Genomic DNA, 24,779 nt, shown 5'->3' with positions numbered 1-24,779 from the left:
TAACAAATCTTTATATTTGGGTTCTAAAACAGGATGCTTTTTATTAAAAATGTATTTGCAAAGAGTAGACGCTTTGCTTTTCTGCTCCTGTCCCTGTGAGGAGTAGTATTCTCTCAATCTACTATTACTGAACCTAAAATACTTAAACAGATGCCTATGATAAGTCGAAATTGATCAGGACAAAGAATAATATAGTTGGCATAACTATGTCAAAAGGCTTATCTATTTGCTTTTCTAGTAAAATATGAATCTTAAGACATTTAGTCAGAAAGTCATACATGCTAGCACTAGTGTTCTATTAATCGATAATGCACTAATTATAACCTCAAAACAAATACATGAAAAAAATTATACTACTAGCGTTTAGCTGCAGTATGGTAGTTGGGTACCATAGTTCAGAAGTACACGCAGGGGCATTGAAGGGTGCTTCATCATTACCGAAGGCTCATTCACTTAAGAGAGCAAAGGGAAGTGCCGTGGAAGTCAACGTTACAGGTAAGGTTACGTCAGAAACTGGAGAGCCATTGATTGGGGTATCAGTAGTTCTGAAAGGCACTGCAACGGGAACTTCTACAGATGTTTCTGGGAACTATTCAATAGCCGTACCAGATAACGGAGGAACTTTGGTTTTCTCCTACATCGGTTTCCTTCCTAAGGAGGTACCGGTTAGCAACACCACAGTACTTAATGTCACCCTTGCTACAGATGCCAGAGCCCTGGAAGAAGTAGTGGTGGTGGGGTATGGCACCCAAAAGAAAAGCGTGGTTACCGGGGCTATCTCCAGTGTTAAAGCTGCGGACTTAGAAAACTTGCCGATTACCAGGGTAGAGCAGGCGCTGCAAGGCAGAACTTCTGGTTTAACCATTACCTCCAACTCCGGGCAGCCGGGTGAAGGCGCGACGGTACGAGTGCGTGGGACCACCACCATTGGCAATAGCAACCCGCTTTACATTGTAGATGGCGTGCAGGTGGGCGGCGGTATAGAATACCTGAACCAAGCCGATATCGAGTCCATTGAGGTGTTGAAAGATGCGGCCTCGGCGGCTATTTACGGGGCCCGGGCGGCAAACGGGGTAATCATTGTGACCACCAAAAAAGGAAGAGCCGGGCAGATGGCCATTAACTACACGGGCTATGTGGGTACGCAGGCACCCTGGCGTAAACTGGATCTGTTAAATGCCCGGGAGTACGCCATTATAGCCAATGAAGGCAGTGTAGCCAACGGCGGCGGCATTCTGTTCCCTAACCCTGAGTCCTTAGGCGAAGGGACGGATTGGCAAGATGCCGTTTTCAGTAACAATGCCAAGATTCAGCAACATGATTTAAGCATCTCTGGCGGCAGCGAAAAGTCTACCTTTTATACGTCTGTGGGTTATTTCAACCAGGAAGGAATTGTAGCTCCCTCTAACTCACAGTTTGAACGGTTTACGGCCCGGGTGAATGCCACCCATCAATTAAACAAAATCTTATCTTTCGGGACCAATATCGGGTATACGCGCATCAGTTCCGTTGGCGTGGCTACTAACACCGAGTACGGGTCTCCTTTAAACCGGGCCATCAACATAGACCCTATCACACCTATTGTAGAGACAGACCCGGCCATTATCAATTGTGCTACCTGTCCTTACACGCAGCAGCCGGTGGTAAGAGATGCATCCGGCAGACCTTACGGAATCTCCAATTATGTTTTCTCTGAAATCGTGAACCCAATAGCGGCTTTAGCGGTGGCGCAGTCCAGAGGCTGGTCAGATAAAATAGTGGCGAACGCCTACGGCGAATTGGAAGTACTGAAAGGCTTGAAGTTAAGATCCAGCATTGGAACAGACTTGGCTTTCTGGGGCGATAGAAGTTTCTCTCCGGTGTTTTACCTGAACGCCACCAACAGCAACGTGCTTAATGATTATACCCGCAACAACAACCGGGGCTTGTTCTGGCTATGGGAAAATACGGCTTCCTATAACCGTGTCTTCAATAAACATGACCTTACGTTGTTAGTAGGAACTACGGCACAGCGCAACTACGGTGAAACCCAGGGTGGTACCAGATCTGGCTTGCCAGTTGATAATCTTGAGGACGCCTCTCTGGCGTTTCCCGTGCCTCAGTCAAACCAGCTTTATTACGGCGGTGAATATCAGGAAACGTTATCCTCCGTTTTTGGCCGGGTTATCTATAACTTCGATGAGAAATATCTGTTCACCGGTATTCTCCGGAGAGACGGATCTTCCCGTTTCGGCCCTAATAACAAATACGGTTATTTTCCTTCTGTATCAGTGGGTTGGGTAGCTAGCCATGAGGATTTCTTCCCTGAAACCAATGTGGTGAACTTCCTGAAAATCAGAGGTTCTTACGGGGTAAACGGGAATAACCAGATCGGTGACTTTCGGTATCTGTCTACCGTAGGCGGTGGCCGGAATTATACTCTAGGCACCGGCACCAATGCTACCCTCATAAACGGGGTGAGCCCCAATGCCATCTCTAACCCAGATCTACGTTGGGAAGAAACATCTCAGACAGATATTGGGTTTGATGCGGTGTTGTTCAATGACTTCAACTTAACCGTTGATTATTACAAGAAGAAAACCACCGGCATGCTCTTAGATATTGCGGTGCCTTGGTACGTTGGAAACAATGGCCCTGTGGGGAACATCGCTGATATGGAAAACCGAGGGTTTGAAGTAGAGTTAGGCTATGGCAGAACCATCAATCAATTCAGTTTCAATGTGAGCGGTAACGCTTCTTACCTGGAAAATGAAGTGACGAACCTGGGTGAGGATAAAGAATTCCTGAACGGGCAAACCTTTGGACCAGCCGGAGAATTAATCACCCGCACCGAAGTAGGCCGCCCTGTAGGCTTTATTTACGGATTCAGAACCAATGGATTATTCCAGAACCAGGAAGAAGTAAGTTCCTACGTAAACAGCAGCGGCGCCTTGTTGCAACCTAATGCGCAGCCCGGAGATTTACGTAAAGTAGATGTGAACGGTGACGGTATTATTGACAATGATGACCGCACCATGATCGGGAACCCAACCCCAGACTGGACGTTTGGTTTCACGGCATCTGCTAAATACAAAGGCTTTGATCTATTGCTGTTTGGGCAAGGTGTATCTGGGAACGATGTGTTCAAGACACTGAGACGCCCAGATTTGAACGGAGCTAACTGGACTACGGAAGTATTGGGCCGCTGGACAGGAGAAGGAACCTCTAACAGCTTCCCAAGAGTAGTACAAGGCGACCCAAGCCAAAACTTTAACCGCAGTTCTGATTTCTATGTAGAGGATGCTTCCTATTTCCGAATCAAAACCTTGCAGATTGGATATTCTTTACCGCAATCGGTTCTCAGCAGAGCGCATATAAGCAAATTGCGTGTGTTTGTTACGGGTAACAACCTGTTAACCTTTACCAAATACACTGGATTTGACCCAGAAATTGGGGGAGGAAGCTACGGCGTTGACCGGGGTATCTATCCGCAAGCCCGGTCTTTGATGGTTGGTTTAAATGTGGGTTTTTAATTTAAAGAACTATGAAACTTAAAAGATCAGTATATACATCTTTGTTTGTGGCAGGGCTGGCCGTGTTTAGTTCCTGTAAGGATGAGTTCCTGGAGTTAACCCCAAGAGGAACTGAACTAGAAGGTAATTTTTACCAGAATGAGCAGCAGGTGATGCAAGGCTTGATTTCGGTGTATGATGTGATGCAGTGGGGAACCAGCGGTGGTTACACCATGAAACAGCCCCTACTGACCGTTGCCTCTGACGAAGCCCATGCCGGAGGGGGCAGTGCCACAGACCAGGTAAGTTGGGTAGCCTGGGATAACTTTACAGTAGATCCTTTCATTACGCCTTCTGTAGGTTTCTGGCAAAAGAACTTTACCGGAGTTTACCGGGCAAACCTCATTTTATCTAAAATAGAAGAGGCACCTGAACTAAGCCAGGGTTTCAAGACAAGAGCCATAGCCGAAGCAAAAGCGCTGCGGGCCTATTTCTACTTTGATTTGGTGCGGTTATTTGGCCGGGTGCCTTTGATTACGGGTGCTATTCCTACCAGCGATTTGTATAGCCAGACTCAGGCTACGCCGGCAGAAATCTACGCGCAGATAGAGAAAGACTTGAATGAAGCCCGCGCCGATTTGCCAACTACGGTTTCTAATGCTGAAAAAGGTAGGTTAACCAAATATGCCGCCACCGCCTTGTTAGGCAAAGCCATCATGCACCAAAATGACAATGGCCGCATGGCCCAGGCGGCCACCTTGTTCAGAGAAGTTAATACCGCTAGCAATTACCAGTTGCTGGCGAATTATGGCGACATCTTCAGACCAGACAATCAGTTTAATGCTGAGTCTATCCTGGAGATTCCTCATTCTACCAAAGGTGTCTGGGGCGACTGGGGATGGGTAAACGGAGGAGAAGGTAACGTAGCTCCTCAGTTTGTGGGCCCAGAGAATTATAATGGCCCTATCTATTCTGGGGGCTGGGGTTTTGCGCCCATTTCTTTGAGTTTGGTAGCCGCCATGCAAGGTGATCCACGCTTTGAGCATACCATCATTGATGGGAAAGCCTTGAAAGCCCAAGGAGCCTCTTATAACCCACGCTACCAGAACACAGACTATTTCATTAAGAAGTATGCCCCGTATGCAAGCGCGAAGTCACCGGTGGGAACGCCAGAATTGAACTGGCCTATTAATGAGATTGAAATCCGTTTGGCAGACACATATTTGTTAGAAGCAGAAGCATTGGTGAGAAGTGGTGGTGATGCTGCCAGGGCTAAAACACTGCTAGATGCCGTACGCACCCGCGTGAATTTGCCATCTGTGCCTGCTACTCTGGAAAACATCTACCGGGAGCGTCAATTGGAGTTAGCCACAGAAGGACACCGTTTCTTTGACTTGGTTCGTACGGGAAGAGCCGCCACCGTTTTGGGTCCGTTAGGGTTTAAGGCGGGTAGAAATGAGTTCTTACCTATTCCGCAGCAGGAAATTGATATTACCAATAGTAGTATCACGCAAAATCCAGGGTATTAATCATCTTTAAATAGATTGTCATGAAAACGATATTTAAACTATACAGCGTTTACTTGTGCCTGGCTTTAGCTTTAGTAGGAGGCTCGTTTACCGCCTGTACGCCAGAGGATTTTGAGGGAGAACTGGCTGCCGCGCCTACGTCAGAACAGGTAACGTTTACCGCAACGCCCACTCCTTCCAACGCGAACATTATCGCCTTCAAAAATGAGACTCCCGGGGCTCTTAAAGCGATTTGGGACTTCGGGAATGGGGCCACTGCGGTGGGCAACGAGGCTTCTGGTTCTTATCCGGTGGCGGGTACCTACACGGTGAAGCTCACCGTTTTCACCAGTGGCGGGTTTGCTACCAAAACGCAGACGGTAACCATTGCCAAAACCAATGTGTCCATGCTGAACCGGGAAGATTATAACTTCTTAACCGGTGGTGCTGCCAATGCTACTGGAAAAACCTGGGTAATTGACAAAATGCTGGCCGGGCACTTGGGAGTAGGCCCCATTGCGGCAGCAACACCAGAATGGTATCAGGCTGGGGTCAATGAAAAAGCAAGCGAAGGGTTTTACGACGATGAGATGACGTTTAACCTGAACGGGTTTGCCTACACCTACATGAACAATGGCTCTACCTTCGTGAACGGGTCAAATGGTTCGGGACTGGGTGGCGCAAACCAAAGCGCAGACTATACCAGACCGTACACGCCTCCCACCAACATGACCTGGAGCATTGTAGAAGAGGGTGGTAAAAAATACCTGACTTTTACGGGTGGTGGCTTCTTAGCTTACTATACTGGTGCTTCCCGCTATGAGATTCTGAAGTTAACGGAAAATGAACTCTATGTAAAAGGGAACGATGCCGCCAACGCAGCCAATGCCTGGTGGTTGCGGCTGGTGCCGAAGGGATTCACCCGGCCAGTAGAAGCCAAACCGTACAAGATGGAGGACATCAAGGATAACTTTGATACTCCTGGAACCATGGTCTGGAAAACGGAAGCCTTGACCTTAAACGAAAGCTACGACAACCCGGCCCCATCTGCAGCGTCAGGCAATGCTTCACCAAAAGTTGCTTTGTACGTAAAGCAAGAAGGACAGCCCTTTGAGTTTGCCAACATGTTCGCTGATTTTGCCTATAAATTTGATTTAACCCAGCGGCATGTTTTCAAGATCAAAGTGTTCATCCCGAGCTACAACGACTTTACTACTGCTGCCGGTGAATCATGGGCAGATCCACATTTGTTGAAACAAGTCTCCATTAAACTTCAGGATGGTACCGCTGCGCAGCCTTGGGCCAATCAAGTGGAAATCAAGCAACCGGTTACCCAACTGGATAAGTGGGTAGAGTTAACGTTTGATTTTGGCGCGGCCAACATTGTGAGCCGCAAAGATCTGGACAGAATTGTGATTCAGGTAGGCGGCGAAGGCAACTTTGTGCCAGGCGTGTTCTTCCTAGATGATTTCAGATTAGATTAAATTTGACGTAAATATGCTCTTAACGTAAGCCAGGCATAGTTTCTATTCCTGGCTTACGTTTTTAGCTTGAATTGGTAACATCCAGCTGATTCTAATAGTTGTATGTAACAGTAAACAACAGCATAAATTGAAACCAAAATGTTTATTTCTATCACAAGAAGATCATTCAGGCTATTACCTATTTCTTTAGGCTACCTCTGCTTTGCCTCTGTCATGGTGGCTTGTGGCGGAGACAAGGAAATCCCCAGACCAGTTATCACGCAACCCACCGGACCGGTAGATAAGAATTGGAAATTTGAAACAACGCCGGTGTGGGCAGATGAATTTGAGTATTCTGGCAAGCCAAATACCGCTAAATGGGGGTATGATATTGGCGGGAATGGTTGGGGCAATAATGAACTGCAATATTATTCTGATGATATCAGGAATGTCAGTGTGGCTGACGGGAAACTGACAATCACGGCCCGGAAAGAAAATGTGGGAGGAAAAGAGTACTCGTCGGCGCGGTTGGTAACCAAAGGGAAAGGCGATTGGACCTATGGCCGCTTTGAGATTAAGGCAAAACTGCCCACGGGCAAGGGAACCTGGCCCGCTATCTGGATGCTGCCCACAGACTTTGCTTACGGGAATTGGCCTAAATCTGGTGAAATAGATATCATGGAGCACGTTGGCTATGACCAGGACCGCGTACATGTAACGGTGCATACCGAAGCGTACAACCATGGCATAGGAACCCAGAAGGGCGCCAGCAAAGTGATAGCAAATGCAAGCACGGAATTCCACTTATATAGAATTGACTGGACCCCGTTTGCAATTAGGGGCTATATAGACAATCAATTGATGTATGAGTTTATCAATGAAGGGAAAGGATACGCCGTTTGGCCCTTTGATAAGCGCTTCCATTTATTAATGAATATTGCAGTGGGTGGTAACTGGGGAGGTGCTCAGGGAGTAGATCCAACGGTTTACCCCCAGACCATGGAAGTAGATTATGTAAGGGTGTATAAAATGATTGAACAATAAACCTAGGCACCGCTAGCTGTGCTCCTTTGAATAAAAAAGCGAACATGCCTTCTAGTAAAGAGAGCGGAATGTTCGCTTTTTTATTCCTGTATACTCCATCAGTACCTAACCGTTTTATGCTTCTTTTGGCGAAAAGAGGAGTAGAATGCAACACAGCAGTGAAACACGTTTCTTATGAGTAGATCTTACAAGGTCCGTTAAATGTCCTTTGTTTTATCCTGTGCTACCAGACTTCTCTTTGTTTTGGCTCCGGCCATGCTGTTTTACCTAAATCACTATGAAACATCCTTTTTTAAGTTGCTTGTTCAAAGCAGTCCTGCTGACTTTGTTAGTGAACACGATAGCGAGTTGCGGAGAAAAATCAGATCCTAGCCCGGCTCCACCATCGCCCCCAGGTGGCACGGGTTCAAGTCAGGTAGCGTTCTGGCTCACCAACCCAGACAAATCAGTGCTGTTTAAGAAGCAGAATGTGGCCCTGAACTTCAAAGCCGAAACCAACAACAACCTGACCATTGAACTGGATACCACCCAGACCTTCCAGACCGTAGATGGCTTTGGGTACACCTTGACCACCGGCAGCGCTTATGTGCTCAACCAGATGGCCCCGGCCACCCGCGCTGATTTGCTGAAAGAGTTGTTTTCAGATAACAGCGAGGAAAACACCATTGGCGTGAGTTATCTGCGCCTGAACGTAGGTGCCTCTGACCTGAGCCCCACTGTGTATTCGTACCAGGATGTGATGGGCACTGCCTTCAGCCTGGCTCCGGACCAAGCCTATTACATTCCGGTGCTCAAAGAGATTCTGGCCATTAACCCGAGTATCAAACTGCTGGCTTCGCCGTGGTCTGCTCCAGCTTGGATGAAAACCAACAGCAGCCCCAAAGGAGGTTCTTTGAGGCCGGAATTCTATGATGACTACGCCGATTATCTGGTGAACTATATCCAAGGCATGAAAGCGGCCGGCATCACCATTGACGCCATCACGGTACAGAACGAACCTCTGCATGACGGCAACAACCCCAGCATGTACATGTCGGCGCAGGATCAGGCGAACTTCGTGAAGAACAACATCGGACCGGCTTTACGCGCGGCTAACCTGGCTACCAAGATTATCCTGTATGACCATAACCTAGACCGTCCGGATTACCCCATTAGCATCATGGATGACCCAGCGGCGAAACAGTATGTGGATGGTTCGGCTTTCCATATGTATGCCGGGAATGTTTTGAGCATGAGTACCGTGCACAATGCGCATCCAGACAAGAACGTGTATTTTACTGAGCAATGGGTAGGGGCACCGGGCAACTTCGCAGAGGACCTGAAATGGCACATGACTAACGTGATTATAGGCACCATGCGCAACTGGAGTAAAAACGCTCTGGAGTGGAACCTGACCGCTGACCAGAACAACCGTCCTTTCACTGATGGAGGCTGTAACAGCTGCCTTCCGGCCGTGACCGTGAGCGGAAACAATGCGACGCGTAATGTAGCCTATTACATCATTGCCCACGCGTCTAAGTTCGTGCGGCCGGGTTCGGTGCGGGTCAAGTCTACGCTCCTGAATGGACAACACGTTGAAATATTGCATACGCTGCAGCATGTGGCCTTCAAAAACCCGGCGGGCAAGAAGGTATTGCTGGTCTTCAATGAGAGCAGCGGAAGCCAAACCTTCAATATTCTTTATCGTGGTCAGATTGTCTCTTCCACGTTGAGAAGCGGTGCCGTAGGTACCTACGTGTGGTAAAAAATCCGAAGGCCTATCAATCTGAACTGGAAAAGTTCTTGTTTATACCCTCTCGTATTTACATTCTTCCAAAAGCATTCTGGCGCAAGCGTCCGCTTATGTCCGCAGGCATATCTGATCTGCAAAACAGGAACACAAGCGGACGCTTGCGCCAGAATGCGTCTACCCTTAGATGGAAGGTACTCCTTCGGTTTTCGGGCTGGTTTAAGCAAACTGTGTCCAAAAAGCACCCGCAGCAATGTAGGATGAGCAAATAGCACCAGAAGTAAAGTAAGCGTACCTATTGGTCAATGTTTAAAGATGTGAATTGATATTCCGCATCTTTAAACATTGACATGAAGAAGCCCCATCTAAAGATGCTTACTTCTTTACATAGAAAGGCAAATTGGCAGTAGCCACGTTGTTCTTGCTGTCATACGCATACACAAACAAACGGTAAGCGCCTTCTTTCTCCGGGGCCTTCAACTGGGCCTGGCCTTTGCCCTGATCCTGCACCAAACCGGGGATGGCACCCGGCCGACTTTCGGCGTCGCCGCCTTCTTTGAGGTCGGTGCTTTCAGAGAGAAGTTCCCAGCGGTAGGTGAGCGCGTCTTGGTCGGGGTCGGTGACTGAGGTTTGGATGGGGTAGGCTTGGTTGGGTTTCAGGTAGATGTTGTCGGTGGCCTTCTTGCCGTCCAGGTGCAGGTAGGTGAGGTGCGGAGCTCTATTTTGGGGCCATTTCCCTGACCAGAGATAATGCATGACATCTACCACTTCAGACTCCTCGCCCTGCTCCGTGAAAAGGCCGTACCACGTGGGCGTTCTTTCCTGTTTCTGCCCCCACAAGAACACATAAGAGCCTAGGCAGCGCTCGGTGTCTTTTCCCATGGTGGCCTCGTAGCGGCTGCGGTATACGGCGGCTTTTTCAGAACTGGTTTCCTCCACGGAGGCTTTCCAAGGCGTTTGCGGGCCTTCCCAGTGACCGGTAGGTCCCCATTCGGTAATCATGTAAGCGCCTTCCCAACCAAATTCCCGCACCCGCTGGGGAATGGAAGGTAAATCGCCGTAGGCATTGATGGAAAGTAAGTCTATGGCCGGAGCCTGCGCTTTGATGTAGTCTACTTCCTTTTTGTTGAGTCCGGCCAGCATGGTACTGGCCGGGTGGTTAGGGTCCACTTCATGAATCATCTGGGCAATGTCGTTCACGGCGTCCCATACCTTGGGGTTGGAGTAACTCAGGTTCAGTTCATTCCCGATGCCCCATACCAACAAGGCCGGATGGTCTTTGTACTTCATCACCTCTTCCCGAAGCTCGGCTAGTTGTTTGGCAACCGCCTCAGCGTTGTTGTAGTCGAAACCATGCCGCTCGCGCTTTACGTCCAGGCCCATGGTCACGGTTAGGCCGTGTTTGTGGGCCTCGTCCAATATTTGTTGCGCGTTGTGGGTGCTCCAGGTTCTGATGGAATTACCGCCGTAAGCTGCCAATTGGTCCAGGTAACGGCTGCCGCCTGCGCCTTTGATGTAGTAGGGTTTGCCGCCTCTGTATAACTGATATCGGCCGTTCTCTTTTCGGAGATCTACTTTTACCGCTTTCGGCGCGGCCGAAGGAGTTTGGACTGTGGTGGCAACCGGAGCATTGTGCTGGGCGCAGGAAAAGGAGAAAGCAGCAAGTGAAAGAAAAAGCAGACTTCTGAATAGCGGTTTTTTCATAGAGCGCAGGAAAAGGAATGACGGCCGAAATTGTACTAGATAAGTGGCTGAAATTATAAAATTTTGCCTTACCGTAAGTAGCAGGTCAACTAAAATACTTCTTAGTGGCCTATAAAGCAGAAAGCCGACGGTTAGGTCGGCTTTCTGCTTTATTTTAGAGCTGCTTTCTCCATTACAGGGCTGAAACGGAAATCATCGCTTTTTTCTCGCTGGGAGAAGGGTTGCTAGAATCTGGATACGGTTGAACGTTGCTTAGGATAAGCCGGTAGGGTTTGTTCCCGAGTTGCACCACCACGGTATCGGCTTCCCGAAAGCCGCGGTTATTGGGGGCGGGTAACGGGGCACCCAGGTACAACTGCTGGTTGAGAGTTTGGCCGTTGGCGTCTTGCAGGTGAAGAGTAGCCATGGCATTACCGTACCAAATGCACATGACATCTTTAGGGCAGCGGCTGTCTTCTATTTTGAGCAGGTTTACCACTAAACTACCAATAGGCGTGGGTTTATTCACCGTCAGAATGATGGCACCTTTGGCGCGGGCCTGCTTTATAGCGGCTTCTTCCTCCGGCGAAATCAAGTCAGGACGAGTGCAGCCAAAAGCCAGCGTGAGCAAGCATACGGAAAGAAGTTTTCTTTTCATCTTGAACTGTTAACCTTGTTTTATAGGAAGAGTCTTCCGCAGGGCCAAAAGTTGCACGGCCGCAAAAAATTAGGCAGCAGACCGAATCTCGGGCTTTTTTCCGATAGGCAGATTATACAGAATAACGGACAGGAAAATAACCCCATACGCGATGATCTTCTGCTGACTGGCCACCTCCCCAAAATACAAAAACGCCATGGTGAAGTTAATGATAGGGTTCAAGTACATGAGCACGCCCACCGTGGCAGATTTCAGTTCTTTGAGCGCGTACAGGTTCAGAAACAGCGGAATCACGGTGAACAGCCAACTTAACAATACAATCTGCCCTACAAAGTGTGCCGTGATAGGCTGCGCGTCTTCGCCCACAAACCACGGGTAACTAGGCCCTATGAACGCAAACGCGAGCAACAGTTGCAGGGTGAGCAGCACGATCTTGTCGTACTCCTTCAATAGCCGTTGTGTGATGAGGTAAAAGGCATAAGAAGCCGCAATGAGCAGACTGAACAGCAGGTTGTAGAGCGAATCTGTGCCCACCAGCAGGCAACTCATCAAACTCAGCGCCACAGAAATCCATTGGTTCACCCGCAGATGCTCGTGCAGAATCAAGAAGCCCAGCACGGCGGTTAAGATAGGGCACAACAGGTAAGAGAAAGAACCGGTCTGGATGTCTACATGATTCACCACGTAAATGAAGGCAAGCCAGTTGATGGTGAGCAATGCGCCGCCCAGCAAAGTGTAAATGATAAACCGGCGCTTTTCTACAGGGCCTTGGGCGTTGAATAACTGCCGCGTCTGCCGCCACTGCTCCCGGCGGGTGGCGCCGGAAATAACCAACAGCGTAAGCACCGCCACCAGAATCCGGAAATACAGAATCTGGCTGCTGGGGAACGCCGTCAAGGCTTTCAGCGGAAACGGGATAAAGCCCCAAATAAGAAACGCGCTGATGGCCGCGCCGTGGTACCGATTGAATTTCACAGGATTTTTTTCAGATGCGCAAAGGTAGAAGTTGCCCCGCGTACTGCCTAATACATAATGCTTTCGGCCTAAAACAAACAAGCTGTGTTCAAAAACTGCCTAACTCCGCCCCAGACTTCCCTGTTTTTGCCGCACTTTTCAGAAATCAGCTTGAAATCATTTTGCCAGCCCGCGGCCTATCTGCAAAAGACAGCACAAGAGAGTATTTCTTCTGTTGTATATTTGACTAACAGATGTAGTTAGCATGTTTAGTTTCAAAGAAATTGCCCAGGTAACGGGCGGGATGTTGGTGCAGTGCAAGGGAGAGTATCCGGTGCAGCACCTGGTCACCGACAGCCGTAAAATCGCCAATGCCGTTTCTTCGGTGTTTTTCGCCATAAGGGGCGAATTCCATGACGGCCACCAGTATCTCCCTGAACTCTACGCAGCTGGGGTAAGGCAGTTTGTGGTGGAAGACGCGTCTGGTATCATGGATTTGACCAGCTATCCAGAAGCCAACGTGCTGCTGGTAAGCGACAGCATCCAGGCCATGCAGCGGCTGGCAGCCTATCACCGCCGTAAGTTCACCATTCCGGTCATAGGCATTACGGGCAGCAACGCCAAAACCATTGTCAAAGAATGGCTCTCGCAGTTGTTGAGCGTGTCTGAACGGGTAGTTAAAAGCCCCAGGAGCTACAATTCCCAAATCGGCGTGCCGCTCTCAGTGTGGCAAATCAACGAAAGCCACACCATTGGCGTGTTTGAGGCCGGCATTTCCAAGCCAGATGAAATGGAGCACCTGGCCAGCGTGCTGCAACCTACCCTGGGCGTGTTTACCAACTTGGGCTCGGCGCATGACGAGGGTTTTACGTCCCAAACCCAGAAACTACAGGAGAAGCTGAAACTGTTCGCGCACGTAAACCAACTCATTTACTGCGCCGACCAACCCGTAGTGCACGAAACCTTTCAGGCCGAAGGCTTACCCGGTTTTGCCTGGAGTACCCATGAGCATCCGGCGGCGCAGGTACAGTTGAAGGTGCTGGAAATGCACCACGGCAAAACCAAAATCCGATTCCGGTATCAGGGAAATGGCCAGGATTTGACACTGCCCTTCGCCGATGAGGCTTCCATAGAAAACGCCCTTCACTGCCTAGCAGTGTTGCTCTACCTGGGCGTAAAGCCCGAAGAATTAGGCAGCCGGTTTGAGCGCTTGATGCCCGTAGCCATGCGCCTGGAGCGAAAGGAAGCCATCAACGGCTGCTACGTCATTGACGACACCTATAATAATGACCTGGCGGGTCTGCGCATCGCGCTGGATGTACTGGGCCAACAAGCCCGGCGCGGGCGAAAAACCTTAATTGTCTCTGATTTGCTGGAAGCCGGGGTAGAGGAACACGCGCTTTACCAACAGGTGGCGCAGGAAATCACTGCCCGGGGCGTAGACCGCGTCATTGGCATAGGCGACATCATTACCCGTCACCAAGACCTTTTCCCTCAAGGCAGCGAGTTCTACCTTGGCACTGATTCCTTTCTGGGCCAGCTCCGTTCCGAGACCTTCCGGCAGGAAACCATTCTAGTGAAAGGTGCGCGCGTGTTCCACTTTGAAAAAATTGTGGCGGCCCTGCAGCAGCAGGTACACGGCACTATGCTGGAAGTGAACCTGGATGCACTGGTGCACAACCTCAACTACTACCGCACCAAAGTGCCCGGCCACACCAAAATCATGGTCATGGTGAAAGCCTTCGCTTACGGTGCCGGAGCATACGAGATAGCCAACCTGCTCCAGTTCCACCGGGTAGATTACCTGGCCGTGGCGTACGCCGATGAAGGCATTTCCCTGCGCGAGCACGGCATCACGCTGCCCATAATGGTCATGAACCCTAGCCCAAATAGCTTCCTGAAAATGCAGCAATATAATCTGGAGCCCGAGATTTACTCCCCAGACCTGCTACACCGGTTTTTAGACTATTTTCCCCGAAAGAGCCCTAAAACGCCACCCATTCACCTGAAACTGGATACCGGCATGCACCGCCTCGGGTTTGACGCCGCAGAGTTGGAAGAAGCCTTAACAGTATTAGACCAGATGCCGCACGTGCGGGTGCAAAGCGTCTTCAGCCACTTAGCCGGCGCCGATGAAGCCTTGTACAATGATTTCTCCCAAGAGCAAATAGCAAAGTTCAAGCAAATGGCCGCCCGGGTAGAAAAGGAGCTGGGCTATTCCGTGACCAAACACATCCTCAACTCCGCGGGCATCGTGCGTTTTGGCGAGAAAGCCGCTTTTGACATGGTGCGGCTAGGCATCGGCTTGTACGGCGTGGAATCTGCAGGCCAGGAGCAAAGCAATTTGCAGACCGTGGGCCAACTCAAAACCACCGTTTCGCAGGTGAAATCTGTCAAAGCGGGCGAAACCGTAGGCTACAGTCGGCGCGGAGTGGCCGCGGAGGACAAGTACACCGCCACCATCGCCATCGGCTACGCCGATGGATACGACCGCCGCTTCGGGAACGGCGTAGGCGAGGTGCTCATCAACGGACAGCGCGCGCCCATCATTGGGAACGTCTGCATGGACATGTGCATGGTAGATGTGACCGGACTTGACGTGCGGGCCGGAGACGAGGTGCTGATTTTTGGCGAAGGGCTTCCGCTTACCGAACTGGCCGCTCGCATTGGTACCATTCCGTATGAACTGCTTACGAACGTGAGCACGCGGGTGAAGCGGGTGTTCTTTAATGAATAGCATTTTAGGGCTGATTTACGGGATTCGATCACAAAACAGAGGAGGTCTTTTCAATGATTCAAATACCACTATCGGAATGCATGATAGAGACAAGGCATGCCTTGTCTCTACGGGTTTTATCATCACCGCTTCTGCTACTTTCTCCAGTTCCAGTCTTCCCTAAGCGCACCTCGCTTTTGGCCATAGATAGACAGCTACCAAGAGAGACAAACAGTACAGGCCGAAAGGGCAGTGCGCGAGGGGAAGACGGGGCCTCGCGGCCGTGAGCGCTTACCAGTAGCTATGAAACAATACAGCACTTGCACCCACGCAAAAAGCAACTTAGCCAAGGGAACAGCAAATTTCATGCACCTGCTTAAGCCAGTTCTAAGTAAGTGCTAAACCGCAGCAATGAATCAATAAAGGTGTAATGATAAACCAAAACGCCACTGAATCTCCAGTGGCGTTTTGATTATGGGAAAGAATAAGAAACCTAGCTACGGCTATTCAGCTTAGAAAGCAACCGCAGGATTTCAATGTATAACCAAATCAAGGTGACCGCCAAACCAAAGGCAGCATACCATTCCATGTTTTTAGGAGCGCCGTGCGCCACGCCTTGTTCAATGGTATCAAAATCCAGAATCAGGTTCATGGCGGCAATAATCACCACAAACACGCTGAAGATGATTCCGGCCACGCCGCTGCTGTGAATCAAAGCCATCTCTACCCCGAAGAACTGCAGCACAAACGAAATCATGTAGTAGCAGAAAATCCCGAAGGTGGCCGTGAGGATAATGGACTTAAAGCGTTCAGTGGCTCTGATGACGCGGGTGCTGTACAAAAGCAGCATGCCGCCAAACACGGTAAAGGTCAACAGCATGGCTTGCGTGGCAATACCAGGGAATTTCAGTTCCAGTAAACCAGAAACACCGCCTAAGAACAGGCCTTGCAGCGCACAGTAAAGGGGGGCAATATAGGCGGCCCAGTGTTTCTTGAACGTAATCAGGAACGCCAGCCCTACGCCCACCAGCGGAATAGAAATCAGGAAGGGAAGAGGCACGCCCATCATACCGAACAAATCCCAGGCGAACACCGCAAAGACCAGCACAATACCCAGCAGCAAAGCAGATTTGCCAATGGTGCCGTTCAAGGTCATTGCTGGTCCGTCCAGTGCCTGAGGAACAGTCGGCTGAAGAAATGCTTCTTCTTTCAAAGCAGGGTTATTTGAAGTGAAAAGTGCCATGTTTTTAGTTGGTTTTACGAAATATACGCAAAAATCAGTACAAATACAACCAGAAAATTAGTGTTTCCAAAGCAATAACACGAAACCTTAGGTTCTTTTTGGATTCACCCGGAACACCTTGTACCTTGCAACTGTTTATAACAAGTCTAAATAAAGCAGAGACAGGTGCAAGACGAACAAAAGAGTGTGCGGGATTTGAAGATAGGGGAGAAAGGCGTCATTTGTTGCTTAACTGACCCCGAAATGTCTTTAAAACTGCTGGAGATGGGCTGTATTCCCGGCGAAGAGATAAAACTCAACAGCCGCGCCCCGCTTGGCGACCCTATTACCATCATTGTGAACGATTACACCCTTTCCCTGCGTTTAGACGAAGCTGCTACCATCAAGTTAAAGGCTTAGTCTATGTCTGAAGTTCTTGCGCCGGCTCCCGCCTCCGTTCCTTATACCCCCGCTGCCGCCCCATTGCGTAAAGTGGCCAAAGTCGCCCTTATTGGTAATCCTAATTCTGGGAAGTCATCGTTGTTCAACCATCTAACCGGTCTGAACCAAAAGGTAGGGAATTTCCCGGGCGTGACCGTAGACAAGAAAACCGGCATCAGCCAGCTCACGCCTAACCTCAAAGCGCAGGTCATTGACTTGCCCGGCACCTACAGCCTTTACCCCAAGTCCTTAGACGAGAAGGTTATCATTGACCTACTCCACGATAAAAAAGCGGCATCTTACCCAGACGTACTCATCATTACCGCAGATGCTTCTAACCTGAAGCGCAACCTGCTGCTTTTTACCCAACTCGTGGACCTCAAGATTCCCGCAGTGCTGGCGTTGAACATGCTGGACGTAGCCGAAAAGCACGGCATCAAGATTGACATAGCCGAGTTGCAGCAGGAACTGGGCGTGCCCGTGATTCCGGTGAACGCCCGTAACGGCAGTGGTTTGGCGGCCCTCAAGATTCTGCTCTCGCAGGAATTGGAAAAGCCCAAAACCTCGTTCTTCCAGATTCCAGATGAACTACTGGCCATGGTACGCCAGATTCGCTACTACTTTGAACTGAGCAACGACTACCTGGCTTGGCACTACGCCCACCAATACCATAAGCTGTCTTTCCTGTCAGAAGATGACAAAGAGTACATCGCGGAGTTGGTGAAGCAATACAACTTCAAGTCCAATACCTTGCAGGCCGCTGAAACCATTGACCGGTACACCCGAATCAATGGCCTGCTGCTGGATGCCATGCGCGTGACCAAGGCCGAAAACAACGAGCAGTTCAGCAACAAACTGGACCAGATTCTTACGCACAAAATCTTCGGGTACCTCATCTTCTTTGTGGTGCTTTTCCTGCTCTTTCAGGCCATCTTCGCGTGGGCGGCGTACCCTATGGAACTCATTGACACCGGCGTGGCCACCCTCAATGCCTGGATTCACACCCTCGCTGATGGCCCGCTCATAGACCTGCTCACCGAAGGTGTTTTTGCCGGTCTGGGCGGTGTGCTGATTTTCATTCCGCAAATTGCCTTGTTGTTTGCCTTCATTGCCGTGCTGGAAGAAACTGGTTACATGGCCCGCGTTACGTTCCTGATGGACAAAATCATGCGCAAATTCGGGCTGAACGGGAAAAGTGTAGTGCCGCTTATTTCGGGCGTGGCCTGTGCGGTACCGGCTATTATGGCTACCCGCACTATTGACAACTGGAAAGACCGCATGATTACCATCTTCGTGACACCGCTCATGAGTTGCTCGGCGCGTCTGCCTATCTACACGGTCATGATTGCGCTGGTAGTACCTGAAAAATATTACCTCGGCTTCATGAGTCTACAAGGCTTGGTGCTCATGGGCTTGTATCTTATTGGTTTTCTGGCGGCTATTTTCTCGGCGGCCTTGCTCAAATGGGTGCTTAAAACCAAAGAACGCAGCTACTTCATCATGGAGTTTCCTACTTATAAAATGCCACGCTGGAAAAACGTAGGCCTTACCATTGTAGAGAAGGTAAAAGCGTTCGTGTTCCAAGCTGGTAAAGTGATTCTGGCTATTTCGGTTATCTTGTGGGTTTTGTCTTCCTACGGACCGGGCAATGCCATGCAAAAAGCCGAAGAACGGGCTACTGCCGAACTTACCACGTTAAACTTAAGCGAAGCAGATGCCGAGGCGCACATAGGCGGGCAGAAACTGGAAGCGTCCTATGCCGGGCAGTTCGGGAAATTCATTGAACCGGCCATTCGTCCGTTGGGCTATGACTGGAAAATCGGGATTGCTTTGCTTACTTCCTTCGCGGCCCGCGAGGTGTTTGTGGGTACTATTTCCACCATCTACAGCGTAGGTGATTCTGAAAACATCTCCACCGTCAAAGAAAAACTGATAGCCGAAAAAGACGCCAACGGACAGCCGTTCTTCACTCCGGCCCGTGCGTTTTCGCTCCTCATCTTCTACGTGTTCGCCATGCAGTGCATGAGTACCATAGCCGTAGTCTACCGCGAAACCAAAGGCTGGAAATGGCCAATCCTGCAGATGCTCTACATGACCGGCTTGGCATACGGTTCCGCTTTCCTGGTGTTCAAATTGTTCTCTTAAAAAGAGAGTTTAGGGCCTGTTTTCAAGAAAACAGGCCCTAAACGTACATGGTAGGAGCAATCCCTTGTGGTTGCCCTTTTGGCTGAGCAGGCGTTTCCGGTCGGTTTTCTGAAAAGCAGCCTAAATCAAGTTTATTCCCGTTGAACTATTCGTTCAAGCAATAGGTTAATTCATATATAGAAAACCTCGAGTCCTCTGCGCTGAGTCGCTTTGGGCGTGGTAGATTTTCCACCTAAAATTTCATTGACAATATCTTAAAGCGCACATAATGCCCTGTTGCTTGTGTTTCAGTGTATTTGTTTGTACATTTGTGCGATTAAAGTGAAATGGAGGGGACGAAAGAGTCCCCCTTTTTATTTGTTATCCAGATTGCGAATGGCCTTAGAGGAAATAATAATACAAGGATATGCCCAGGCAGCCCTGCCAGAACCAGACCTGTTCATTGTGAGCGTGAAGGTATCTGACACCCCGGTGCGGCCTAAAATAACCATCCTTGCCGACGGTGACCAAGGCATCAGCATTGACCAGTGCGCCAAAATCAGCCGCCGCGTGGCCAAGCAGATAGAGGAAGCCTACGGCGAGGAGATTTCCTATGTGTTGGAAGTGTCTTCGCCCGGTGTAGATTTTCCGTTGACTCAGCCCCGGCAGTACGCCAAAAACGTGGGCAGACACGTAAAAATAAAGCTGGCCGACGGTGCAGAGAAAACGGGTGAGATAAGAGAAGTAACCGAAGACGGATTTCTTTTTGCCGAAGAAGTGAAAGTAAAACATAAGATAGCGTTGCTGGAGCCCGTTCACGTGGCTTTCAGTGATATTGTGAAAGCGCAGATTGTAATCTCTTTTAAATAAGAAAGACATGGATAGTTCAATATTAATCGAGTCGTTTGCGGAGTTCGCTAAATTCAAGAACATTGACCGCCCTACCATGATGCGGATCTTGGAGGACGTGTTCCGCACTATGATCCGGAAGAAGTGGACGACAGATGAGAATTTTGACATCATCCTGAACGTAGAGAAAGGTGACTTGGAAATCTGGCGTAACCGCGAGATTGTAGATGATAACTCTGAAGACATCTGGGATGATGACAAAATAGCCCTTTCTGATGCCCGCAAGATTGAACCAGATTTTGAAGTAGGCGAGGAAGTGTCTGAATTGGTGAAACTGGAAGACTTCGGCCGTAGAGCCGTCTTGACTGCGCGCCAGACGCTGATTCAACGCGTAAAGGATTTAGAGAAAGACCTGCTGTACCAAAAATACAAAGACCAGGTAGGAGAGATCATCTCCGGTGAGGTCTACCAGGTTTGGAACCGCGAGGTATTGATTCTTGACTCGGAAGACAATGAGTTGCTGATTCCTAAGTCTGAGCAGATCCCCAAAGATCGTTACCGCAAAGGTGACGTGGTGCGGGCGGTGGTTCAGCGTGTAGAGATCATCAACGGTAACCCTAAAATCATTCTTTCCCGTACTTCTCCACAATTCCTGGAGCGTTTGTTTGAGAACGAAGTGCCGGAGATTTTTGACGGTTTAATCACCATCAAGAAGATTGTGCGGGAACCAGGTGAGCGTGCCAAGGTAGCCGTGGAGTCTTATGATGACCGCATTGACCCGGTAGGTGCTTGCGTGGGTATGAAAGGCTCGCGTATCCATACCATTGTGCGGGAATTGGAGAACGAGAACATTGATGTTATCAACTACACAGATAATGTGGAACTGTATATCCAGCGGGCGTTGAGCCCTGCTAAGATTGGCAGCATCAAGATAAACGAAGAGACCGGACGCGCCTCTGTGTTCCTGAAACCAGACCAGGTTTCCCTGGCCATTGGTAAGGGCGGGCAGAACATCAAGTTGGCCAGTAAACTGGTGGGCTTGGAGATTGACGTGTTCCGTGAAACCGAAGGGTTTGAAGAAGATATTGACCTGACCGAATTCTCTGATGAGATTGAGGCTTGGGTAATTGACGAACTGAAACGCATTGGTCTGGACACAGCCCGCAGCGTAATGGCCGTCAGCAAGGAGGATCTGGTGCGCAGAACGGAATTGGAAGAAGAAACCGTGGAAGACCTGCTCAACATCATCCGCCAGGAGTTTGATTCAGAAGAAAGCAACAACAACTAGTGGTGCGCTTTATGTGCCGGGTTATTTGACCTTACTGGAGGATGGGAGCCATTTTGGCCTATTTTCCGGGAAACAGGGCAAAAACGCGAAGTCGTCATGGCCACCCCATCCTTTTTAATGAGTAAGAAACAAGTAACTACTAAAAGTAAATTATAACAGCATATTTGAACATGTCAGAAGAAAGAACGATGAGGCTTAAACAGGTCGCAACCACCCTAAACATCAGCCTGACCACGGTAGTGGACTTCCTGGGCAAGAAAGGGGTTGAGATCGAGAATAAACCTACTTCAAAAATTACCCCGGAGCAGTTCAATATGCTGTCGAAAGAGTTTGCTTCCTCTATGCAGGCCAAGGCCGAGGCGGCAGATCTGAACCTTCCAGGGAAGAAACCCCAACCAGAGGAGCGCCCAGAGCCTAAGAAGCAGCCTGAGCCAGAGCCGGAGATGTTCGTCAAATCCAATCAGGTTAGAACGCAGTCAGAAGCACCCAAGCCAGCGGCTCCAGCCGTGGCCGCTCCTGCGCCACAAGCCGCTCCGGCCCCGGCCGCCGCGGCTAGTTCTTCATTACCGGGAATCAAAATTCTAGGGAAGATTGAACTGGATTCCAAAGGCAGACCAGTGCCTAAAGCAGCTCCTGCACCCGCCCCAGCTTCGGCCCAAGCGGCTGCGCCAGCGCCACAAGCGCCAGTAGAGGCCCCTGCCAAACCAGCAGAAGCACCCGTAGCAGCTGAAAAGCCAGCACCGGCTCCATCGCCAGCACCGGTGGCTGAAACACCAGCCCCTGCTGCGCCAGCTCCGGTTGCCACTCCGGCTCCACAAGCTCCGGTAGAAGCCAAAGCACCTGCTGCTCCGGTAGCTACTGAAAAACCTCAAGCTCCAGCCCCTGCTGCGCCTGCACCTGCACCTGCACCTGCGGCGGAAGCTCCTAAACCTGCAGCTCCTGCGCCACAAGCCCCGAAACCAGAGCCAGCCGCTCCGGTTACTCCTGCTCCGGCCGCAGCAGCGCCAGCTCCTGCTGATAAACCAGCCGAGCCTGTTGCGCCAGAAGTAGCTCAGTCCACTATCAAAGCACAGGCAGATCAGCTAAAAGGCTTAACGGTGCTTGGTAAGATTGAATTACCGGTGAGCGGCGGCCGTGGCAAAGGCGGTAAACCAGTGGCATCTTCAGATGAGCGCCGCAGAGGAAACCAGCCCGGCGGGCAACCAGGCCAAGGCCAGGGTGGCGGAGACAAGAAGAAACGCAAACGTATTGAAGTTCCAAAACCAGGTGCGCAAGGCAATGCTGGTGGCAGTAATGCCACGGCAGCCCCACAAGGGCACCGCGCCGGTGACAGAGCTACCAGTACCCGTCCGTTAGGAACAGGTCAGGCTGCCCAGCGCCAAGGTAATGCCGGTGGACCAGGCCAAGGCAACCGTCCGGCAGGAGGTGGCGGCGGCTACCAGGGCAACCGCCCAGCAGGTGGAGGACCGGGCCAGCGTCCGGGTGGTGGAAATCGTCCGGGAGCTCCGGCCGCACCACGTGCTGAATTGACCGATAAGGAAATCCAGGATCAGATTAAGGCTACACTGGCCCGTCTAAGCGGAGGCAAAGGCGGAAACCAAGGTAACCGTGCCAAATACCGGAGAGAGAAACGTTCGGCCGTGGCTGATGCCGCCGATGAGCGCAGAGCACAAGAGCAGCTAGAGTCTAAGATTCTACGCGTAACGGAGTTCGTGTCTGCCAATGACCTGGCGTCCTTGATGGATGTGAGCGTGAACGATGTGATCAAGACCTGTATGAACCTGGGCATGTTCGTGTCCATCAACCAGCGTCTTGATGCCGAAGCGATCACCATCATCGCCGATGAGTTTGGCTATGACGTACAATTCGCTTCAGCGGAAGAAGAAGAGAATGTTGGTATTGAAGAAGTAGACGCTGAGGAAGATTTGCAGCCGCGCGCGCCAATTGTGACCATCATGGGCCACGTTGACCACGGTAAAACCTCATTGCTTGACTACATCAGAAGAACCAAAGTAACCGCCGGTGAGGCCGGGGGTATTACCCAGCACATTGGTGCCTACCAGGTAACCACTGATGCTGGAAAAGACATCACCTTCCTGGATACTCCGGGTCACGAAGCCTTTACCGCCATGCGTGCCCGTGGTGCCAAAGTAACCGACGTAGTTATCATTGTGGTAGCTGCCGACGATAGTGTGATGCCGCAGACCAAAGAGGCCCTTAACCACGCGCAAGCCGCCGGTTCGCCTATTGTAATTGCGATCAACAAAGTGGATAAACCAACCGCTAACCCAGACAAGATACGGGAAGAACTTGCCCAGTTGAACGTTCTGGTAGAAGAGTGGGGTGGTAAATACCAAAGCCAGGAAATCTCGGCCAAAACCGGACAAGGAATTGACGAATTGCTGGAGAAAGTATTGCTGGAAGCCGAATTATTGGATCTGAAAGCCAACCCAGACCGTCGTGCCGTGGGTACCGTGATCGAAGCCGCGCTGGACAAAGGCCGTGGTTATGTAGCTACCGTGTTGGTACAAACCGGAACCCTGAAAATTGGGGATATTCTGGTAGCAGGTTCGCACTACGGACGTGTAAAAGCCATGACCGACGTGCTGGGCCGCCGCCACAAAATTGCGGGTCCTTCCATGCCAATCCAGGTATTGGGTATTGACGGAGCGCCGCAGGCTGGTGACAAATTCCAGGTAATGGAGACGGAGCGTGAAGCCCGTGAAATTGCCGTAGGACGTCAGCAGTTGCAGCGTGAGCAGAGCATGCGTACCAAGAAACACATTACCCTGGATGAGATCGGTCGTCGTTTGGCTATCGGTACATTTAAGGAGCTGAATGTAATTGTGCGTGGCGACGTGGATGGTTCCGTAGAGGCTCTTTCTGACTCCTTACTGAAACTGTCTACCGAAGAGGTGCAGGTGAATATCCTGTCCAAAGGGGTAGGGCAGATCTCAGAATCAGACGTTCTGTTGGCTTCGGCTTCAGATGCAATCATCATTGGTTTCCAGGTTCGTCCTTCTACCAATGCCCGCAGATTAGCTGAGCAGGAGCAAATAGACATCCGTCTGTACTCTATCATCTACAACGCCATCAACGAGGTGAAAGACGCGATGGAAGGTATGTTGGCGCCAACGGTACAAGAAGTGGTGGTTGCCAACGTAGAAGTACGCGAGGTGTTCAAAATCACCAAAGTGGGAACTATTGCCGGTTGTATGGTGACGGATGGTACCATTACCAGAAACTCCAAGATACGTCTGGTGCGCGATGGTATAGTAGTTCACTCCGGCGAGATACTGGCCCTGAAACGCTTCAAAGACGATGCGGCCGAAGTACGCCAAGGCTACGAGTGCGGTATCAGCATCAAGAACTTCAATGATCTTCAGCAAGGTGACGTAATTGAAGCCTACGAAGAACGCGAAGTGAAACGGACGCTGTAATCTTGAATAGAATAACAGTTAATCAATAATAATAAAGAGAGCCCCGCCCGAAAAGGTGGGGCTTTTTGTTTGGGTTTCAGGCTTGTTTTTGAGAAGTAAGGCGAAATCTAAAATAGTTATGGTACGAAGGAGGGTTGAGTAGAAAAGATAATCAGCAGAGACACTCGTA

Annotated in this window: 15 protein-coding genes; 11 read left to right on the top strand and 4 right to left on the bottom strand. The window is 50.2% G+C overall.

Going from position 1 to position 24,779, the window contains the following annotated elements:
* Positions 1-476 precede the first annotated feature (476 nt).
* The 5 genes from ACY0JR_RS04880 to ACY0JR_RS04860 all read left to right on the top strand — a co-directional run bounded on the left by ACY0JR_RS04880 (position 477) and on the right by ACY0JR_RS04860 (position 9,250).
* Positions 477-3,512 (top strand): SusC/RagA family TonB-linked outer membrane protein, encoded by a 3,036-nt coding sequence (locus tag ACY0JR_RS04880; protein WP_462632803.1) that lies wholly within the window; start codon positions 477-479, stop codon positions 3,510-3,512.
* Positions 3,513-3,523: 11 nt separating this feature from the next.
* Positions 3,524-5,020, top strand: coding sequence for a RagB/SusD family nutrient uptake outer membrane protein (locus ACY0JR_RS04875; protein ID WP_462632801.1), 1,497 nt, complete (start codon positions 3,524-3,526; stop codon positions 5,018-5,020).
* Positions 5,021-5,040: 20 nt separating this feature from the next.
* Positions 5,041-6,483: a PKD domain-containing protein gene (locus ACY0JR_RS04870; RefSeq protein WP_462632799.1), complete on the top strand. Its 1,443-nt coding sequence runs from the start codon at positions 5,041-5,043 to the stop codon at positions 6,481-6,483.
* 138 nt (positions 6,484-6,621) lie between these two features.
* A complete protein-coding gene (locus ACY0JR_RS04865; RefSeq protein ID WP_462632797.1) occupies positions 6,622-7,506 on the top strand; it encodes a glycoside hydrolase family 16 protein in 885 nt (294 codons plus the stop codon).
* Between the two features lie 277 nt (positions 7,507-7,783).
* Complete coding sequence (locus tag ACY0JR_RS04860; RefSeq protein ID WP_462632796.1) at positions 7,784-9,250, top strand: glycoside hydrolase family 30 protein; 1,467 nt, start codon at positions 7,784-7,786, stop codon at positions 9,248-9,250.
* Positions 9,251-9,610: 360 nt separating this feature from the next.
* Here the strand turns inward: ACY0JR_RS04860 and ACY0JR_RS04855 are convergent, their stop codons facing one another.
* The 3 genes from ACY0JR_RS04855 to ACY0JR_RS04845 form a co-directional block, all read right to left on the bottom strand.
* Positions 9,611-10,939 carry a glycoside hydrolase family 2 TIM barrel-domain containing protein gene (locus tag ACY0JR_RS04855; protein ID WP_462632795.1) on the bottom strand — a complete coding sequence of 443 codons (1,329 nt, stop codon included), beginning with the start codon at positions 10,937-10,939 and terminating at the stop codon, positions 9,611-9,613.
* A gap of 172 nt (positions 10,940-11,111) precedes the next feature.
* Complete coding sequence (locus ACY0JR_RS04850; protein ID WP_462632794.1) at positions 11,112-11,576, bottom strand: hypothetical protein; 465 nt, start codon at positions 11,574-11,576, stop codon at positions 11,112-11,114.
* 69 nt (positions 11,577-11,645) lie between these two features.
* Entirely contained in the window at positions 11,646-12,551 is a 906-nt protein-coding gene (locus tag ACY0JR_RS04845) for an EamA family transporter (RefSeq protein ID WP_462632792.1), read from the bottom strand.
* 244 nt (positions 12,552-12,795) lie between these two features.
* Here ACY0JR_RS04845 and ACY0JR_RS04840 point away from each other — a divergent pair, with 244 nt between their 5' ends.
* A complete protein-coding gene (locus ACY0JR_RS04840; protein WP_462632790.1) occupies positions 12,796-15,267 on the top strand; it encodes a bifunctional UDP-N-acetylmuramoyl-tripeptide:D-alanyl-D-alanine ligase/alanine racemase in 2,472 nt (823 codons plus the stop codon).
* A gap of 472 nt (positions 15,268-15,739) precedes the next feature.
* Here ACY0JR_RS04840 and ACY0JR_RS04835 read toward each other — a convergent pair whose 3' ends face one another.
* Positions 15,740-16,489: a Bax inhibitor-1/YccA family protein gene (locus ACY0JR_RS04835; protein WP_462632788.1), complete on the bottom strand. Its 750-nt coding sequence runs from the start codon at positions 16,487-16,489 to the stop codon at positions 15,740-15,742.
* A gap of 165 nt (positions 16,490-16,654) precedes the next feature.
* Here ACY0JR_RS04835 and ACY0JR_RS04830 point away from each other — a divergent pair, with 165 nt between their 5' ends.
* From ACY0JR_RS04830 to infB, 5 genes are all read left to right on the top strand, one after another.
* Positions 16,655-16,888: a FeoA family protein gene (locus tag ACY0JR_RS04830; RefSeq protein ID WP_462632787.1), complete on the top strand. Its 234-nt coding sequence runs from the start codon at positions 16,655-16,657 to the stop codon at positions 16,886-16,888.
* 3 nt (positions 16,889-16,891) lie between these two features.
* Positions 16,892-19,054, top strand: a complete 2,163-nt coding sequence (gene feoB / locus ACY0JR_RS04825; protein ID WP_462632785.1) for a ferrous iron transport protein B — start codon at positions 16,892-16,894, stop codon at positions 19,052-19,054.
* Between the two features lie 375 nt (positions 19,055-19,429).
* On the top strand, positions 19,430-19,903 hold the full coding sequence (locus ACY0JR_RS04820) for a ribosome maturation factor RimP (RefSeq protein WP_462632783.1): 474 nt from the start codon (positions 19,430-19,432) through the stop codon (positions 19,901-19,903).
* A gap of 7 nt (positions 19,904-19,910) precedes the next feature.
* A complete protein-coding gene (gene nusA, locus ACY0JR_RS04815) occupies positions 19,911-21,170 on the top strand; it encodes a transcription termination factor NusA (RefSeq protein ID WP_462632782.1) in 1,260 nt (419 codons plus the stop codon).
* A gap of 188 nt (positions 21,171-21,358) precedes the next feature.
* On the top strand, positions 21,359-24,610 hold the full coding sequence (infB, locus tag ACY0JR_RS04810) for a translation initiation factor IF-2 (RefSeq protein ID WP_462632780.1): 3,252 nt from the start codon (positions 21,359-21,361) through the stop codon (positions 24,608-24,610).
* The last annotated feature ends 169 nt before the right edge of the window (positions 24,611-24,779 follow it).

This window comes from Rufibacter sp. JT3400010, from assembly GCF_054956755.1.
This window is presented reverse-complemented; position numbering and strand designations above follow the sequence as displayed.